Consider the following 17,745-nt stretch of genomic DNA (forward strand, 5'->3'; position numbering starts at 1 on the left):
ACCTGATGAGCGAACCCCCTCGAAATTCCGATTCGGGATCTCCGGGCACCGCCACCCGCGCTCGGGGTACGGAGTTCGCGGGTGAACCCTGCCATTCCATACACTGGCATCTTCCACCCCGCCTCCGCATGACCAACAGATCGGATCGCACTGATGATCATCGGGATTCCACGTGAGTCTCTGCCTGGGGAAACACGTGTCGCCGCCACACCACAGACGGTCGGACAACTCATCAAGCTCGGGTACGAGGTACTGGTGGAGTCCGGTGCGGGTGTCGCGGCGAGCTTCTCCGACGAGGCATTCGTCGAGGCCGGTGCGAGTATCGGGACGGCCGCGGAAGCGCTGGCCACCGAGATCGTCCTCAAGGTCAATGCGCCCACCAGTGCAGAGATCGCCGCACTGCGCGACGGCGCCACGCTGATCAGCCTGATCTCCCCCGCGCTGAAACCCGAGCTCGTCGAGGAACTGTCCCGCCGTCCCATCACAGTGCTGGCGATGGACGCCGTGCCGCGGATCTCGCGAGCCCAATCTCTGGACGTCCTGTCGTCGATGGCCAATATCGCGGGCTACCGCGCCGTCGTCGAGGCAGCACATTCGTTTGGCCGATTCTTCACCGGCCAGGTGACCGCGGCGGGCAAGGTCCCGCCGGCCAAGGTGTTGGTCGTCGGCGCGGGTGTGGCCGGCCTGGCAGCGATCGGCGCCGCGGGCAGCCTCGGCGCCATTGTGCGCGCCACCGACCCGCGCCCCGAGGTCGCCGATCAGGTCAAATCCCTTGGTGGAGAATACCTTTCAATCGAATCCCCCGAGGCCGAGGTATCGGCCACCGGGTACGCCAAGGAGATGGGTGACGATTACAAGGCCCGCGAGGCGCAGCTCTACGCCGAGCAGTCCGAGGATGTCGACATCATCATCACGACGGCGCTGATTCCCGGGCGGCCCGCACCGCGCATCATCACCGCCGACATGGTCGCCTCGATGAAATCGGGCAGTGTGATCGTCGATATGGCCGCAGCCAACGGCGGCAACGTCGAGGGCACCGTCAAGGACCAGGCCGTCCTGACCGACAACGGCGTGACCATCATCGGCTACACCGACCTGGCCGGCCGGTTGCCCACCCAGGCATCGCAGCTCTACGGCACCAACCTGGTCAACCTCCTCAAACTGCTGACCCCGGACAAAGACGGCACGCTCGTCCTCGATTTCGACGACGTCGTGCAACGGTCGGTCACCGTGGTCCGCGACGGCGAAACGACGTGGCCACCGCCACCGGTACAGGTATCTGCCGCCCCGGCGCCTGCCGCGACAGCCGCCCCGGCCGTGCAGCAGACCAAACAACCGATGACGATGGGCCGGCGGCTCGGCATCACCTTCGGCGCCGCCGCCGTGCTGTTCCTACTGATCGCGTTGTCCCCGGCCGCACTGCAGGTCCACCTGACGGTCTTCGCATTGGCGATCGTGATCGGCTACTACGTCATCGGTCACGTGCACCACGCCCTACACACCCCGTTGATGTCCGTGACAAACGCCATCTCGGGCATCATCGTCGTCGGCGCGCTGCTCCAGATCGGCCACGGTGACATCATCGTCACCACATTGGCCGCCGTCGCCATCCTGCTTGCCAGTATCAACATCTTCGGTGGCTTCGCGGTGACGCGTCGCATGCTCGCGATGTTCTCGAGGAGCTAGAGTTGTTCACATTGGAAACGGCCGCCACGGCGGCCTACATCGTCGCTGCCCTGCTGTTCATCCTGGCGCTGGCCGGGCTGTCCAAGCACGAAACATCGCGGGCCGGAAACACATTCGGCATGGCCGGCATGGTTGTCGCGCTGGTCGCCACCATCGCGCTGGCGCTGGCCCGCCATATCGAGCCGTTGGGACTGGGCCTGCTGATCGCAGCCATGGCCATCGGTGCCGCGATCGGGTTGTGGCGTGCCCGCGTCGTCGAGATGACCGGTATGCCCGAGCTGATCGCCCTGCTGCACAGCTTCGTCGGCCTGGCGGCGGTGTTGGTCGGCTGGAACGGCTACCTGCACGTCGAACACGATCTGGCCGGCGCCGAGGCCGCAGTGCTGAGCAACGAGGGCATGCTCGGCATTCACTCCGCCGAGGTGTTCATCGGCGTGTTCATCGGCGCCGTGACCTTCACCGGATCGATCGTCGCCAACCTGAAACTGTCGGCGCGAATCAAATCAGCGCCACTGATGTTGCCCGGCAAGAACTTTCTCAATGTCGGTGCCCTGGTGCTGTTCTTTGCCTTCACCGTCTGGTTCGTCATCGAGCCGCAGCTGTGGCTGCTCGTCGTCGTCACGGTGTTGGCGCTGCTGCTGGGCTGGCACCTGGTCGCCTCGATCGGCGGCGGCGACATGCCCGTCGTGGTGTCGATGCTCAACAGCTATTCCGGTTGGGCTGCAGCAGCTTCGGGCTTCCTGCTGTCCAACGACCTGTTGATCGTCACCGGCGCGCTGGTCGGATCTTCGGGTGCCTACCTGTCCTACATCATGTGCAAAGCCATGAACCGCTCGTTCATCTCGGTCATCGCTGGAGGATTCGGTATCGAAGCAGGGCCGGCCGAGGACAAGGACTACGGCGAACACCGCGAGATCACCGCCGAGGGAGCCGCCGAACTCTTGTCGTCGGCCAGTTCGGTGATCATCACCCCGGGCTACGGGATGGCGGTGGCCCAGGCCCAGTACGGCGTAGCCGAACTGACTCGCAAGCTACGCGAGCGTGGTGTCACCGTGCGATTCGGTATTCACCCCGTCGCGGGCCGCCTGCCCGGACACATGAACGTGCTGCTGGCAGAGGCCAAGGTGCCCTACGACATCGTGCTCGAAATGGACGAGATCAACGACGATTTCGAGGGCACCTCGGTGGTGTTGGTGATCGGTGCCAACGACACCGTGAACCCGGCGGCGTCGGAAGATCCGAGCAGCCCGATCGCCGGTATGCCGGTGCTGACGGTCTGGAACGCCGAGCACGTCATCGTGTTCAAACGGTCCATGGCCTCCGGGTACGCCGGTGTGCAGAATCCGCTGTTCTTCCGCGAGAACACCCAGATGCTGTTCGGCGATGCGCGCGACAGGGTCGACGACATCAATGCCGCGCTGTAATTCCGGGCGTCGAACCTAGAGCTTGCCGGCCAGGTCTACGAGGTCCGTTGCGGTGACATCGAATTCGTCGGGCTCGAACGGAACCCGATAGCGCCCCGGTTGTCCCCATTCCAGCGGCCGGTCGACGTAGGCGGTCCGCAGTCCGGCATCGCGGGCGGCGCGCAGGTCACTGGGATGGGCGGCCACCAGCATGGCCTCCTCGGGCGCCGCATCCAGGATCTGCGCGCAGCCCAGGTAGGCCTCGCGGTCAGGCTTGTAGTGACCGAAGATTTCGGCCGACAGCACGCAATCCCACGGCAGGCCAGCATGTTTGGCCATGTCGGTCAGTAGCGAGACGTTGCCGTTCGACAGCGTGGTGATGATGAAGCGTTCCTTGAGCCGGTGTAGGCCTTCCACGGCGTCCGGCCACGGAGCCAACCGATGCCACGCGCGGTTGAGGTGGTCGATGTCTTCCTCGTCGGCCTGGATGTCGTCGTCGCGGAGCAACTCGTCGAGGATCCTGCGGTGCAGATCGTCCAATCGGGTCCACGGCAGCTCGCCACGGCGAACCAGATCCATCGCGGGAACGTAGCCGGCCCGCCAGCGGTCGGCGAACTTGGCCCAATCCCGTTGCAGACCTTGAGATTCACCGAACTGTTCGAGTTCGCCGATGATGCTGGAACGCCAGTCGACGACCGTGCCGAACACGTCGAAGGCCAGCACGCGGATCATGGATGCACCTGCGTGCCGGCCGACGACGCGATCACGTTCAGCCGAGCTTGAAGGAGGCGTGCTCGGCGGCTGAGAGGTCGTCGATCGTCGACCACTGTGCGGCCACGTCGTCGACGGTCGGGACATGGTCGAAGGTGACGCCCTCGTTCTGGAACAGCGCCGCGCGCTGCACCTTTCCACCGCCGACGATGAACACTGAGGCGGAGTCCGGAACCTCTTCGGTGCACAGGTAGCCGACCACAGGTGCGACGTACTCCGGGGTGAGCTTCTTGAACACCTCGGGCGGCAGGATGTCCTCGGTCATGCGGGTCGCGGCGATGGGCGCCAGCGCGTTGGCCTTGATGTTGTACTTGGCGCCTTCCTGGGCCAGCGTGTTGATCAGGCCGACGAGGCCGAGCTTGGCGGCGCTGTAGTTGGCCTGGCCGAAGTTGCCGAACAGGCCGCTGGTGGAGGTGGCGACGACGATCCGGCCGTAGCTCTGCTCGCGGAAGTGCGGCCAGGCGGCGCGGATCACGTTGTAGCCGCCGTACAGGTGGACCTTGAGCACCGAATCCCAGTTCTCGAACGGCATCTTGTGGAAGGTGCCGTCGCGCAGGATGCCCGCGTTGCTGACGATGCCGTCGATCTTGCCGAACTCCTCGATCGCGGTCTTGACGATGTTCTCGCCGCCCTCGGGCTCGGCGACAGAGTCGTAGTTGGCGACCGCGCGACCGCCGGCGTCCTTGATCTCCTGGACCACCTGGTCGGCCATGTTGTGGCCGGCGCCGGTTCCGTCACGCGCGCCGCCGAGGTCGTTCACCACGACGCTGGCGCCCTCGCGTGCCAGTGTCAGCGCGTACTCGCGACCCAGACCGCCACCGGCTCCGGTGACGACGATGACTCGATCAACAACTCCGGGCATGGGCCTTCCTCTCCTGCGACTGACGGAACGTAACTCTTGTATACGTGGGCCGCCGGAGCTGAGGGCACCCGGGTTGGCGTCAGACCTTCCGGGCGACGACGAACGTCGCGAACGCATCCGGATCGTCGGCCATCGGGATGTCGATCCAGCGGCCGAGCCTGCGCATCTCGTCGACGGCGTGCTGTCCGGTGGCCAGCCAGCCGTGTGCGTTCAACCACTCGGTGAGGTCGGCACGGTCCGGGTCGTTGTAGGTCAGGTTCTGCATGTCGATGGTGCGCTCGATGCCCAGCTGGTCGGCGAACTTCTCGAAGCGTTCCCGCATCTCTTCGCGACGCTCCTCGGAGTGGTGTCCGACCGCTTCGGCGGACACCCGGCTGCCGGGCGCGCTCAACTCCGTGACCAGTTCGAACAACCGGTCCTGAGCGTCGGCGGGCAGATACATCAGCAGTCCCTCGGCCAGCCACGCGGTCGGCTGCGACGGATCGAAGCCCTGCGTCTTCAGCGCGGCCGGCCAATCCTGGCGCAGGTCGACGGGAACCTCGCGGCGATCGGCGACGGGCTGCACGTGGTGGGCGGCCAGCTTGTCGGCTTTGTATTCGAGAACCAGCGGCTGGTCGATCTCGTAGACCCGGGTGCCTGCCGGCCAGTCCAGGCGGTAGGCCCGGGAATCCAGGCCCGACGCCAGGATCACGATCTGACGAACGCCGTCGGCCACCGCCTCGGCGAAGAAAGCATCGAAGAAATGGGTCCGGACCGCCTGATAGTTCAGCATGTGACCGAACATCGCGGCCGCCTCGGGTTCGGCGCCGGCCAGCTTGTCGGCCAACGAGTCGTCGAGGAAGTGCTCCCACATCCCGGTCCCGGCGCCCTCGACCAGGATCCGCGCGTACGGATCCTGGATCAGGGGGTCGGGCTGCTCGGTCTCGCGGGCCCGCGCGGCGGCCACCAGTACAGCGGTCGATCCCACGCTTGTCGCGATGTCCCAGGTGTCGTCATCAGTGCGCGTAGTGCTCATCGGCAGCGGTATCCCATTCGGTGTCGCTTGACTGCTGCACACTGGGTGAAGGCCCCGTTGAGGACCGGATATCAACCCAGGTCAGCCAGATTGATACGTCAAGGGTACCGAGAAACTTAGCCAGACTATGCGACTGTGGCGGAGGTCACCGGCTCAGGAGACGGTGCGCCAGGCCTGACCGCCGAGGAGCTGCAGGAACTGGTCGGTGATCGCGGTCAGACGATCCTGATCGCCGACGAACCCGGCATAGAAGCCCAGTCCCCACATCACGGCCATCAGCATCTCGGCAGCCGCCTCGATGTCGATGTCCGCGCGAACCTCGCCCGATTCGACGGCATCCTTGATGGCCGCCTTCACGTACCCGCGGGTGAACTCCCGCGAATCGTGGTTGGACTCGGCCAACTCCGGATGTCGCTCGGACTCCAGCACCGAGGTAACCAGGAAGGCCGCCACTGAGCGGTCCTGGCCCTGAGCGTGAACGGCCGCCTCGATGAAGACGCGGATCCGCCCCGCCAGGGTGTTCTCCCGTTGCGACTGGTGCACGGCGGACTCGATCACCGAGGCGTTCGTCTGATCGACGACCTCTTGATAGAGCAGCCGTTTGCTGGCGAAGTAATGATTAATCGCAGGTCGGGTCAAGTCGGCCCGGATGGCGATTGCCTGGAAGGTGGCAGCGTCATACCCCAATTCGCTGAACACCTCACGGGCAGCGCGCATGATGCGCTCGCGCGTTTCCGCTGCCTTAGCTGCTGGGGGGCGACCCGGGCCCCGACTGGCTGTATGCGGCACAGTCAAAATTGTGCCACAACTTTGCGCATATTTTTGACGGCGAACGACATTTGCTCAGGTCAACAACATTAGAAATATGTTCATGTTTTGCTTCACCTTCGGAATCCGTTGCCACATCAGGCGTTGGACTTCTGATCCGCGCCTGACATGCGGTTTCCGGTTCGGTTATCGGACAATGACAGATGCGTCATAATTTCCGACGAAGGAATTCGCACGAATATTCGCTCGATCCGTACGAACGCGCAGAAGTTCGCCTTAAAGAGATTGCTGAGCTTTTGCACGGACTTTGCTAGGGCCGTTTTCAGGGCATCAAAGAACCCTGCGCATTAGCCTGATCGCACGATCAGTATAGGGCGGGTACATCAGTTTCAGGTCAAATTTCGTCGGTTTGGCGAGCACGGCGCGTCGATGACTGAGCGTCTCGAAGCCCCACTTGCCGTGGTACGCACCCATACCGCTGGCACCGACCCCGCCGAACGGCAGTTGCGGAACCAGGCAGTGCACCGCCACGTGGTTGATCACCGCACCGCCGGACGGCATCCGGTCGACGAGGTCCCGCGCCGCTGACTGCGACTCGGTGAAGACGTACAGCGCCAGCGGCTTGGGCCGGGCATTGACGAAAGCGACGGCGGCATCCGCCGAATCGACCGAGAGGATCGGCAGGATCGGGCCGAAGATCTCATCCGACATCACCGGGTCGTCGGCGGGCGGGTCGACGATCACTGTCGGCTCGATCCGCAGGGCCGCGCGGTCCGACCTGCCACCGGTGACGACGGTGCCGCTGGTCGCGCTGATGAGGGACGCCAGGCGGTCGAACTGCCGCTCGTTGACGATGCGCAGCGACGGGTCCTGCTCTTCGGCGCGGAACTCCGCGATCGTCGCCACGATCTTGTCGGTCAGTTTCCCGACGATCGCGCGGTCGGCCAGCACGTAGTCCGGCGCGATGCAGGTCTGGCCCGAATTCATCAGCTTGATCCAGGCGATTCGACGGGCTGCCACGTCCAGGTCGGCGTCGGGGAGCACCACCACCGGGCTCTTGCCACCCAGTTCGAGGGTCACCGGCGTCAGGGTCGGTGCGGCGGCCGCCATGATCTTGCGACCGATCTCGGTGCCACCGGTGAACAGTGCGTGGTCGAAGCCCTGCGCCAGCAGATCCTGGGTGACCGCCGCGTCGCCCTCCACCACGCGGATGGCGTCGGAGTCGAGGTACTCCGGGACCAGCCGCGCGATGAGCGCCGAGGTGGCCGGCGCCAGCTCCGACGGCTTGATCACCACGCCGTTACCGGCGGCGATCGCGGCGACCAGCGGCGCCATGCACAGATAGAAGGGGTAGTTCCACGGGCCGATCACCAGGATCACGCCGAGCGGGTCGTACTGCACCCAGGCCCGGCCGGGCTGCTGAGCCAGGGGAAGCCTGGACTTGTGCGGCTTGACCCACTTCTTCAGCTGCTTGCGGGCGAACGCGGCCTCCGCCTTGGTCGAGCCGATATCGGCGAGCCAGGCTTCGAACGAGGATCGGCCCAGATCGCGGGCCAGCGCCTCGGCGATCTCGGGCTCCCGTTCGTCGCACATCCGCTCCACCGCGTGCAACTGCTCGGACCGCCACGACAAGGAGCGGGTGCGGCCGCTGTTGAATACCCGGCGCACATCGGCCAGCACGCCGGCGGCGCCGCCTTCGGTCGCGTGGTCACTGGTGATCTGAACGGTCATGCCAACTCCTCGATTCGATCGCGTGATTCCAGCTTGCCCCAATATCGACCCGCGGTCACAAGCCGCCTGCCCAACTTGGTCACGATCCCGGCCGTCAGCTCTGTCTTGTCGGGGCCCGCGCATTATCGTTTGACCCATGGCAACCGTCGCCAACCGAGAGGCGTACTTCGAGACCGGTCTCGAAGTACTGGCCGACGTCGGTTACGGCGGACTCAAACTGGCCGAGGTGTGCAACCGGCTCGGCGTCACGACCGGCTCGTTCTATCACTATTTCGCCAGCTGGCCGGCCTTCACCCGCGACCTGGTCTCCTACTGGGTGCAGGACCGGACCGTCCGGCTGATCGAGGCCATCCGCGAGGTTTCCGACCCGCGCAGCCGCATCGAGGCGATCATCCAGGTCGGGTTGTCCCTGCCGCACCGCGCCGAGGCCGCGATCCGGTCATGGAGTTCCGTCGACCCCCACGTACTGGCCGTCCAGAGCGAGGTCGACCGGGCGCGCTACAAGATCCTCTACGACTCGGCGATCGAAATCGTCGGCGATGCACGGCAGGCCGAGGTGTACGCCGCCTGGGCGGTCTACGTCTTCATCGGCTACGAACAGGCGATCCTGCCTCGCGATCCGGGGACGTTCGGCTGGATCGCCCGATACATGCTGGACGCGCTGGATTCGGGCAGTTTCGCCAGCGTGCCCCAGTGACCCAGCGTGCCCCAGTGACAGGGTGTTGACGCCGGGCGTGCTGTGGCGTCGGGCGGCCGATCGGATCCGGACGCGCGACCCCGAGAACGACGGCGCACGACGCGCGGCACGAGCCGCCATCGTCATCCCGATCGCCGCCGCGGTCAGCTTCGCGGTCGGCGGCGGGTCTCAGACGCCGCTGTTCACCATCTTCGGGTCGATCGCGCTGCTGATCGTGGTCGACTTCCCGGGCAACATGAACTCCCGGGCGCTGGCCTATGGCGGGTTGGGCTTCAACGGCGCGGTGCTGATCACTCTGGGCACGCTGGCGGCGCCGATCCCGTGGCTGGCGATCATGCTGACGTTCCTCATCGGGGTGGCCGTCACGTTCTCCGGGGTGCTCAGCGAGATCGTCGCGGCCGGCCAGCGGGCCACCCTGCTGACCTTCGTGCTGCCGGTGTGCACGCCGGTCGGTCCGCTCGGTGAGCGGCTGCTCGGCTGGCTGATCGCGCTGGCGATCTGCGTCCCGGCCGCACTGTTCCTCTTTCCCCCGCGCCATCACGGCGAGTTGCGCCGCCACGCCGCTGCTGTCTGCGCGGTGCTGGCCGACCGCATCGAGGGGACCGCGTCGGCCGCCGACGTCACCGCCGCGATGGACGCGTTGCGCTCCAACTTCCTCGGCGCCGCCTACCGGCCGGTGGCCCTGACCGCGGGCAGCCGAGCGTTGGTCCGGGTTGTCGACGACCTGCAGTGGTTGTGCGACCGCGTCACCGGCGACACCGGTGAGCTGCTCGGCCCGATCGGCGAGCCGGTGGTGCGGGTGCTGCGCGACTGCGCGCAGGTTCTGCTGATCACCCGGGCGGCGGCGCGGGCCGACGAACGCGCGCTGCTGGCCGCCGCGTTGATCGACCTGCGGACCATCGCGGTCGGGACCTACCGCCAGGACATCGTCGACATCCTCGCCGAACCCGACGACGAGGCTGCCATCGCGCTGGGTCGCACCCTGCTCAACCGGCGAACCGTCGGCGCGGCCACCGGCGTGACCGGGCGGCTCATCGCCAGCGCCGCGGCCGCCGATGCGCGGCCGGTGTGGGCGCGCGTCTTGGGCCGTCGGCTGCCTGAGACAGGAATCGCCGACCGGGTGTACTCCGAGACCGAGGCGGTCACCGCCCTGACCGGTGGGCACCTGGCCACCCGGTCGGTGACCGCCCGCAACAGCCTGCGCACCGGGCTCGGCCTGGCGCTGGCTGTGCTCGTCACGTTCGTGTTCCCGGTCCAGCACGGTTTCTGGGTGGTGCTCGGTGCGTTGTCGGTGTTGCGCAGCAGCGCGCTGACCACCGGCACCACGGTCGTGCGCGCGGTGATCGGGACGGTGATCGGGTTCCTCATCGGCGCCGTCGTCATCGAACTGCTCGGCGTGGATCCGATCGTGCTGTGGGTGCTGTTGCCGATGGTCGCCTTCGGGTCGGCGTATGTGCCCGAGATCGGCTCGTTCACCGCCACCCAGGCCGCGTTCACGATGATGGTGCTGATCGTGTTCAACCTGATCGTGCCGAGCGGCTGGGCCGTGGGCCTGATCCGGATCGAGGACGTCGTCGTCGGCGCGTCGGTGGGGGTCGTGGTGTCGCTGCTGCTGTGGCCGCGCGGCATCAAGACCGCCGTGCAGCACGCCATCGACGCGGCCCGCGAGGTGGGTTCCCGCTATCTGCGGGCAGCGGTCCTGCGGGTCACCCGCGGCGCCTTCGAGCAGGCCGAGAACCAGGTCAACGCGCTCAGCCACGAGGCGCTGACGGTGTCTCGGACGCTGGATGATGCTGTGCGTCAATATCTTTCGGAGAACGGCGGTCCAACGGATTCCCGGGCCCCGGTCGTCCGGGCGTCCAGCCGCGCGGTTCGGTTACGTGCGGCCGCCGACCTGATCGCCGACATCGTGCCGCCACCGCTGGCGGTCTACCCGCGGGCACGGGCGGTGCTCGAGGCGCATGCCGCGGCGATCTGCTCCCGCTTCGACGGCAGCGGCGGCACGGGTTTGGCCGCGCCGATCAGCGACGATCTGGTGCCCGCGTTGCGCGCCGAGGCCGGCAGCGACGGGTTGGCCGTCTCGGCGGCTCTGCCGCTGGTGACCGTCGCCGCCAATCTCGGCGAGCTGGAGCTGACCTATCCGCCGGAGCTGGCGAAGGTGGCGTCGAGATCGACCTGAGGGCTGCATCTTTCGGCGATTGACGACCTTCAGGTCGATCTCGTATGCCCTAGCCGGCTCGGTGCGGCATCAGCGCGCCGGGCGGCACCGTGCCGAACCGGCCAGCGTTGAAGTCCTCGAGCGCCTGGATGACCTCCGACTTGGAGTTCATCACGAACGGCCCGTAGTGGAACACCGGCTCGCGAATCGGCTTGCCGCCCAACAGGAGAACCTCCATCGCCGGCCGGTTGGAGTCCTGGGTCGCCGCGGCAGCGACCGTGATGCGGTCGCCCGGGCCGAGCACCGCGAGCTGGCCCTGCTCGACGGGGTGGCCGATCGGACCGACGGTGCCGCGGCCGGAGAGCACGTAGACGAGTGCGTTGTAGTTGCGCGGCCAGGGCAGATTGAGCTGCGCGCCCGCTTCGATAGTGGTGTGGGCCAACGTGATCGGGGTGTGCGTCATCCCCGGACCGGCCCAGCCGTCGACCTCACCGGCGATGACGCGCACCAGTGCCCCGCCGTCGCCGGACGACAGCAGGCGGACGGCCTGTCCCTCGATCGACTGGTAACGCGGCTCGGCGAACTTGTCGGCGCGTGGGAGATTGACCCACAGCTGCAGACCGTGGAACAGCCCGCCGCTCTCGACGAGTTCGGCCGGGGGTGTCTCGATGTGCAGGATGCCGGCACCCGCGGTCATCCATTGGGTGGCGCCGTCGGCGATCAGGCCACCGCCACCGTGCGAGTCCTGGTGGGCGAACCGGCCGTCGATCATGTAGGTGACCGTCTCGAAGCCGCGGTGCGGGTGCCAGTCGGTGCCTTTGGGCTCGCCGGGTGAGTATTCGACCTCACCCATCTGGTCCATGTGAATGAACGGGTCGAGGTCGGCGGCGCTGACGCCGGCGAACGCTCGCACGACGGGAAAGCCCTCGCCTTCGTACCCGCGCGGCCCGGTGGTGATGGACCGGACGGGTCGTTCGGTGTCGGACGGAGTGGCCGCGCTCAGGCGCGGTAGCGACAACGTATCTGCGGTGACTGCTGGCATGATCGACATAACCGGACCGCAGTCCGATTAATTCCTCATAAGACGCGCAGCGCCGCCGCGCGCGCGTCGGCCGCACTTGCCGTGGTCAATACCGCGGCGGCGGCGTCACGGCATTGCTGCAGCGTGACCGAGGCGAGCTTGGCGCCGACACCGGTCACCGCCGCGGCCGCCGCGGACAGCGAGGTGATGCCGAGCCCGGCCAGCACGCACGCCAGCAGCGGATCGGCGGCGGCTTCACCGCAGACCCCGACCGGCTTGCCGCGGTTGGCCCCGGCGCGGGCGGTCTGGGCGACCAGCGCCAGCACCCCCGGCTGCCACGGATCGGTCAGGGTGGCCAGTTCGGCCGACATCCGATCGGCCGCCATCGTGTACTGGGCCAGGTCATTGGTGCCGATCGACAGGAACTCGACGTGGTCGAGGATGTGCTCGGCCAGCAGCGCGGCGGCCGGCACCTCGATCATCACGCCGGGCACCAAGCCCCGCCGGCGGGCCCGGTCGGCGAACCGCTTAGCCTCCTCCGGGGTCGCGATCATCGGCGCCATCACCCACGGGGCGTTACCGGTCTGCTCGGCGGCCAGCGCGATCGCGTCGAGCTGGCGCTCGAGGATGTCGGGCTGGATGGCCTCGATCCGGATACCCCGAACGCCCAGCGCCGGGTTGGCCTCGTCGGGATGGCCGACGAACTTCAGCGGCTTGTCCGACCCGGCGTCCAGAGTGCGGATGACGACCTTGTGGCCGGCGAACGCGTCGAGCACCTCGCCGTAGATGGCGGCCTGCTCATCGACGGTCGGCTCGGTGTCGCGGTTGAGGAAGCACAGTTCGGTGCGGAACAGGCCGATGCCCTCCGCCGGGGTTTCGCGGGCGGCGCGCGCGGCCGAACCGTCCTGCACGTTGGCCAGGATCGCCACCGGATGGCCGTCGGCGGTGGCACCGGGACCGGTCCAGCCGGCCATCGCGGCGTTCGCGGCGTCGGCTGCCTCGACGGCTGCGGCCGCCTCGGAGGGGTCGGGTGAGACGGCGATGGTGCCGCTGGTCCCGTCGATGAGGACGTCGGTTCCCGCAGCCAGCTCGTCGAGGCCGTGCACGGCGACCACGCACGGGATGCCGAGCTGGCGGGCGATGATCGCGGTGTGGCTGGTCGGCCCGCCCAGCGTGGTGGCCAGACCGACGACGAGCGCGGGATCGAGTCCCGCGGTGTCGGCGGGGGCGAGATCTTCCGCGCAGAGGATGGCAGGGTGGTCCGGCACCGGCACCCCGGGTTCGGGCAGGCCACTCAATTCGGCGATCACCCGGTCGCGGATGTCGCGGAGGTCGGTGACGCGCTCGGCCATCAGCCCGCCCATCTTGGTGAACAGGTCGACGAATTGGGCCACGGCCTCGGCGGTGGCGCGCACCGCGGGCGTGCCCTCTTTGATGCGTTTTTCCGCCGCGCCCAGCCAGGCCCGGTCTTGGGCGAGCATCGCGGTGGCCGCCAGCACCTCCGAGGCAGCCCCCGTCGCCAGTGCGGCGCGTTCGCGCAATCGGTCGGCGACGGCGGACGCCGCGGCAGTGAACCGAGCGGCCTCGGAATCTCGCTGTTCTTCACCGATCTGTTCGCCGGAGTCGAGTTCCTCGATGGCAGGCGGCCGGCCAGGCCGGATGACCGGTGCATAGCGAACACCGGGGACAACTGGAACGCCGCGCAGCACCTGTCCGGCACCGAGTGAGGTAGGCGTGGAGGAGACGGTCATGTGAACTAGGTTACAACAATCCATTGACAAGTCAACACGATCGGGAGTAAAACAACACATATCAACATCCAATATGGCGCATAGCCCACACAAACGGAGAATCGTGTACCCGGAGGAACGTCAGCAGGCGATCGCGGACCGAGTGCTGTCCCAGGGACGGGTGTCGGTGGCAGAGCTCGCCCAGGCCTACGACGTCACCACCGAGACCGTCCGCCGGGATCTGGCCGCGCTCGACCGGGCCGGTGTGCTGCGACGCGTGCATGGCGGCGCGGTCCCGGTGCGGGCACTGCACGTGGTGGAGCCCGGGGTCGACGAGCGGGAGACCACCCGCGCCGACCACAAGGAAGCCATCGCCAGGGCAGCCGCCGATTTCCTGCCGCTGTCGGGCGCCACCGTGCTGTTCGACGCGGGCACCACCACCGCCCGGGTCGCCGCGATGCTGCCGTCCGACCGGGAGCTGGTGGTGGTGACCAATTCCGTACCGATCGCCGCGCGGCTGGCCGGCATGCCGTCGGTGAACCTGCAGCTGCTCGGCGGGCGGGTCCGGGGTCTGACCCAGGCCGCCGTCGGCGAACCGGTTCTGCGCGCACTCGACACGCTCCGGGTGGACATCGCGTTCATCGGAGCGAACGGGGTCACCGTGCGGCACGGCCTGTCCACCCCCGACAGCGAGGAAGCCGCGGTCAAACGTGCGATGGTGCGCTGCGCCAATTACGTCGTGGTACTGGCCGATTCGTCGAAGATCGGCCGGGAGGAGTTCGTCAGCTTTGCCTCGATCGACCACGTCGACGCGCTGATCACCGATCCGGAGATCAGCGCCGCCGACCGGGCCGCACTGACCGAGCAGGGCGTCGAAGTCGTCCTGGCAGGAGGGGAATCATGATTGTCACCGTCACGCCCAACCCGAGCATCGACCGGACGGTGACGCTGCCGACGACCCTCGTCCGTGGGGCCGTGCACCGCGTGCAATCGGTGACCATGGAACCCGGCGGTAAGGGCGTCAATGTCGCGCGGGCACTGACACTGGCCGGGCTCGACACCCTCGCCGTGCTGCCCGCCGCACGGCACGACCCCATCATCACAGCGCTGCTGTCGTGCGCTGTGCCGTTCTACGCGGTGCCCATCGACGGTGCGGTCCGCACCAACCTCGCGATCACCGAATCAGACGGCACCACAACCAAAATCAACGAGCCCGGTGCGGTGATCGACGAGATCACGCTCGCGGCGCTGACTCAGGCGATTCTCGATCACGCCGCCCGAGCACGGTGGGTGGTGCTGTCGGGATCACTGCCGCCCGGGGTTCCCGACGACTGGTACGCCGACGTGGTGGCTCAATTGCAGCCCTACGACTGCAAGGTGGCGGTGGACACCTCCGACGCGCCGCTGGCCGCGCTGGCCGCCGCGCTCGGTACCGCCGCCCCCGACGTGATCAAACCGAACTCCGAAGAGCTGGCCAGCCTGACCGGTGCCGACGCCCGGACTCTGGAAGATGCTCTGGCCCAAGGTGACCCGGACCCCGTGGTGGCCGCCGCGACGCAGTTGATCGACCGCGGCGCCAAGACCGTGCTCGCCACGCTGGGCGCCGCGGGTGCACTGCTGGTGAACGACACCGGAAGCTGGCTGGCCACCCCACCGCCGATCACACCCCGGAGCACCGTCGGCGCCGGTGACTCTTCCCTCGCCGGTTACGTCCGCGCCGACGTCGGTGGCGCCGAGGCGCCGGGCCGGCTGCAGATGGCCGTCGCCTACGGCAGCGCCGCTGCGGCACTCCCCGGTTCAGCATTGCCGTCGCCGGCCCAGATCGACCTCGACGAGGTGTCGGTCACCTCGATATCGCCCTACCCCGCGCGCCCCTAGACACCGAAAGGCCACCATGACGAACTCCACGATCATCAGCACCGAGTTGGTGCTGCTCGACGTCGACGCCGGCCCGGACAAGGAGTCGGTGATCGGCCGGCTCGCGACCCGGCTTGCCGAAACCGGCCGCGTCAACGACGGCGCGGCACTGCAGGCCGCGGCCATGGCGCGCGAGGCGCAGTCGGCCACCGGCCTTCCCGGCGGTATCGCGATCCCGCACTGCCGGTCCGCCGCGGTGACCTCACCGTCTATCGGGTTCGCCAGGCTGGCACCGAAAGTCGACTTCGGTGCGCCCGACGGCCCCGCGGATCTGGTGTTCCTGATCGCCGCGCCGGACGGCGCCGGCGCCGAGCACATGAAGCTGCTGTCCAGCCTGGCACGTGCGCTGGTTCGCCCCGACTTCGTGCAGTCGCTGCGGGACGCGAAGTCAGCCGACGACGTGGTGGGCCTGGTCGACGGTGTGGTCAACCCCGACGGCGCCAAGCCGGCCGCCGCACCCGCCGCCACAGCCCCTGCTGCGCAAGCGAAGTCGATCATCGCGATCACCGCATGCCCGACCGGAATCGCCCACACCTACATGGCCGCCGATGCGCTGAAGCTGGCTGCCGAACGCGCGGGGGTGAACCTCACCGTGGAGACCCAGGGCTCCTCGGGCAGCACCCCGGTGAGTGCGCAGACCATCAGTGCCGCCGACGCCGTCATCTTCGCCACCGACGTCGGCGTCAAGGACCGGCAGCGGTTCGCCGGCAAGCCGGTGATCGCCTCCGGCGTCAAGCGGGCCATCAACGAACCCGACACCATGATCGCGGAAGCCGTTGCCGCCGCGGATAACCCGCAGGCCGCCCGAGTCGAGGGCAGCGCCGCCGCCGCGGCCGGCGATGCACCCGCCGGCGGGGTCGGCTGGGGCACCCGGATCCGGCAGATCCTGCTGACCGGCGTCAGCTACATGATCCCGTTCGTCGCCGCCGGCGGTCTGCTGATCGCGCTGGGCTTCCTGTTCGCCGGCTACGACATCGCCAACACTCCGGACGGCGCCACCAAGTCGCTGGGCAACCTGATCGCCACCACCAACTCGCTGACCAACCTGCCCAGCGGTGGCTTCACCCAGTACCTCGGCGCGGTGTTGTTCACCCTCGGCGGGCTGGCGTTCAGCTTCCTGGTCCCCGCCCTGGCCGGGTATATCTCGTTCGCCATCGCCGACCGGCCCGGTATCGCACCGGGATTCACCGCGGGTGCGGTCGCGGTGTTCGTCGGCGGCGGCTTCATCGGCGGCATCGTCGGCGGCCTGATCGCCGGCTTCGCGGCACTGTGGATCAGCAAGGTGAACGTGCCGCAGTGGGCACGCGGACTGATGCCGGTGGTGATCATCCCGCTGGGCGCGTCGTTGGTGGTCGGCCTGCTGATGTTCCTGCTGCTGGGCCGCCCGCTGGCCGCGATCACCTCGGGGCTGACCAACTGGCTCAACGGCCTCACCGGGGCCTCGGTGATTCTGCTGGGGGTGATCCTCGGGCTGATGATGTGCTTCGATCTCGGCGGCCCGGTCAACAAGGCGGCATATGCCTTCGCCACCGCCGGGCTCAACGTCGCCGATCCGGCGTCGCTGCGCATCATGGCCGCGGTGATGGCCGCCGGTATGGTGCCGCCGCTGGCGATGGCGCTGGCCACCACCATCCGGCCGGGTCTGTTCAGTGAGCCCGAGCGCGAGAATGGCCGTGCCGCTTGGCTGTTGGGCGCCTCGTTCATCTCCGAGGGCGCCATCCCATTCGCCGCAGCCGATCCACTGCGGGTCATCCCGTCGATGATGGCCGGCGGCGCGGTCACCGGCGCGCTGATCATGGCCTTCGACGTGACCCTGAAGGCACCTCACGGCGGTATCTTCGTGTTCTTCGCGATCGGCAACCTGGTGTGGTTCCTGGTGGCGTTGGCCGCGGGCACCGCTGTCGGCGGGTTCGCCGTCATCGCCGCCAAGCAGTTCATCCGTACGACGGCCGCCGCTCCGGCGATCGCCTAGTCACCGAAGTTCGA

General features: G+C 67.8%; 14 protein-coding genes. 7 read left to right on the forward strand and 7 right to left on the reverse strand.

Annotation, left to right across the window (positions count from 1 at the left end):
• The first annotated feature begins 153 nt into the window (after positions 1–153).
• Both AB4879_RS01060 and pntB read left to right on the forward strand, forming a co-directional pair.
• The gene (locus tag AB4879_RS01060) at positions 154–1,686 is read left to right on the forward strand and encodes a Re/Si-specific NAD(P)(+) transhydrogenase subunit alpha (protein WP_370506061.1); all 1,533 of its coding nucleotides are present in this window, start codon (positions 154–156) and stop codon (positions 1,684–1,686) included.
• A gap of 2 nt (positions 1,687–1,688) precedes the next feature.
• On the forward strand, positions 1,689–3,110 hold the full coding sequence (pntB, locus tag AB4879_RS01065) for a Re/Si-specific NAD(P)(+) transhydrogenase subunit beta (RefSeq protein ID WP_370506062.1): 1,422 nt from the start codon (positions 1,689–1,691) through the stop codon (positions 3,108–3,110).
• A 15-nt stretch (positions 3,111–3,125) separates the two neighbouring features.
• Here the strand turns inward: pntB and AB4879_RS01070 are convergent, their stop codons facing one another.
• The 5 genes from AB4879_RS01070 to AB4879_RS01090 all read right to left on the reverse strand — a co-directional run bounded on the left by AB4879_RS01070 (position 3,126) and on the right by AB4879_RS01090 (position 8,236).
• Positions 3,126–3,821: a haloacid dehalogenase type II gene (locus AB4879_RS01070; protein ID WP_370506063.1), complete on the reverse strand. Its 696-nt coding sequence runs from the start codon at positions 3,819–3,821 to the stop codon at positions 3,126–3,128.
• Between the two features lie 37 nt (positions 3,822–3,858).
• On the reverse strand, positions 3,859–4,722 hold the full coding sequence (locus AB4879_RS01075; protein WP_036342556.1) for an SDR family oxidoreductase: 864 nt from the start codon (positions 4,720–4,722) through the stop codon (positions 3,859–3,861).
• Between the two features lie 79 nt (positions 4,723–4,801).
• Positions 4,802–5,737 (reverse strand): class I SAM-dependent methyltransferase, encoded by a 936-nt coding sequence (locus AB4879_RS01080; RefSeq protein WP_370506065.1) that lies wholly within the window; start codon positions 5,735–5,737, stop codon positions 4,802–4,804.
• Between the two features lie 153 nt (positions 5,738–5,890).
• Complete coding sequence (locus AB4879_RS01085; RefSeq protein WP_370506067.1) at positions 5,891–6,526, reverse strand: TetR/AcrR family transcriptional regulator; 636 nt, start codon at positions 6,524–6,526, stop codon at positions 5,891–5,893.
• A 309-nt stretch (positions 6,527–6,835) separates the two neighbouring features.
• Positions 6,836–8,236: an aldehyde dehydrogenase family protein gene (locus AB4879_RS01090; RefSeq protein WP_370506069.1), complete on the reverse strand. Its 1,401-nt coding sequence runs from the start codon at positions 8,234–8,236 to the stop codon at positions 6,836–6,838.
• A 136-nt stretch (positions 8,237–8,372) separates the two neighbouring features.
• On the opposite strand from AB4879_RS01090, the gene AB4879_RS01095 reads away from it, so the two are divergent.
• A complete protein-coding gene (locus tag AB4879_RS01095; RefSeq protein WP_370506070.1) occupies positions 8,373–8,933 on the forward strand; it encodes a TetR/AcrR family transcriptional regulator in 561 nt (186 codons plus the stop codon).
• Positions 8,934–8,955: 22 nt separating this feature from the next.
• Complete coding sequence (locus tag AB4879_RS01100) at positions 8,956–11,112, forward strand: FUSC family protein (RefSeq protein ID WP_370506072.1); 2,157 nt, start codon at positions 8,956–8,958, stop codon at positions 11,110–11,112.
• A 49-nt stretch (positions 11,113–11,161) separates the two neighbouring features.
• Here the strand turns inward: AB4879_RS01100 and AB4879_RS01105 are convergent, their stop codons facing one another.
• Together AB4879_RS01105 and ptsP are read right to left on the reverse strand one after the other, a co-directional pair.
• A complete protein-coding gene (locus AB4879_RS01105; protein ID WP_370506139.1) occupies positions 11,162–12,133 on the reverse strand; it encodes a pirin family protein in 972 nt (323 codons plus the stop codon).
• A gap of 35 nt (positions 12,134–12,168) precedes the next feature.
• Positions 12,169–13,863 carry a phosphoenolpyruvate--protein phosphotransferase gene (gene ptsP, locus AB4879_RS01110; RefSeq protein ID WP_370506073.1) on the reverse strand — a complete coding sequence of 565 codons (1,695 nt, stop codon included), beginning with the start codon at positions 13,861–13,863 and terminating at the stop codon, positions 12,169–12,171.
• Between the two features lie 103 nt (positions 13,864–13,966).
• On the opposite strand from ptsP, the gene AB4879_RS01115 reads away from it, so the two are divergent.
• The 3 genes from AB4879_RS01115 to AB4879_RS01125 are packed head-to-tail and all read left to right on the forward strand — an operon-like array spanning position 13,967 to position 17,731.
• Complete coding sequence (locus AB4879_RS01115) at positions 13,967–14,746, forward strand: DeoR/GlpR family DNA-binding transcription regulator (RefSeq protein WP_102808493.1); 780 nt, start codon at positions 13,967–13,969, stop codon at positions 14,744–14,746.
• Positions 14,743–15,720 (forward strand): 1-phosphofructokinase, encoded by a 978-nt coding sequence (pfkB, locus tag AB4879_RS01120; RefSeq protein WP_370506074.1) that lies wholly within the window; start codon positions 14,743–14,745, stop codon positions 15,718–15,720. Before AB4879_RS01115 ends, pfkB begins: the two co-directional genes overlap by 4 nt.
• A 16-nt stretch (positions 15,721–15,736) precedes the next feature.
• Positions 15,737–17,731, forward strand: coding sequence for a fructose-specific PTS transporter subunit EIIC (locus AB4879_RS01125; protein WP_370506075.1), 1,995 nt, complete (start codon positions 15,737–15,739; stop codon positions 17,729–17,731).
• The last annotated feature ends 14 nt before the right edge of the window (positions 17,732–17,745 follow it).

The sequence above is a fragment of the Mycobacterium sp. SA01 genome (assembly GCF_041287105.1).
Taxonomy (GTDB): domain Bacteria; phylum Actinomycetota; class Actinomycetes; order Mycobacteriales; family Mycobacteriaceae; genus Mycobacterium.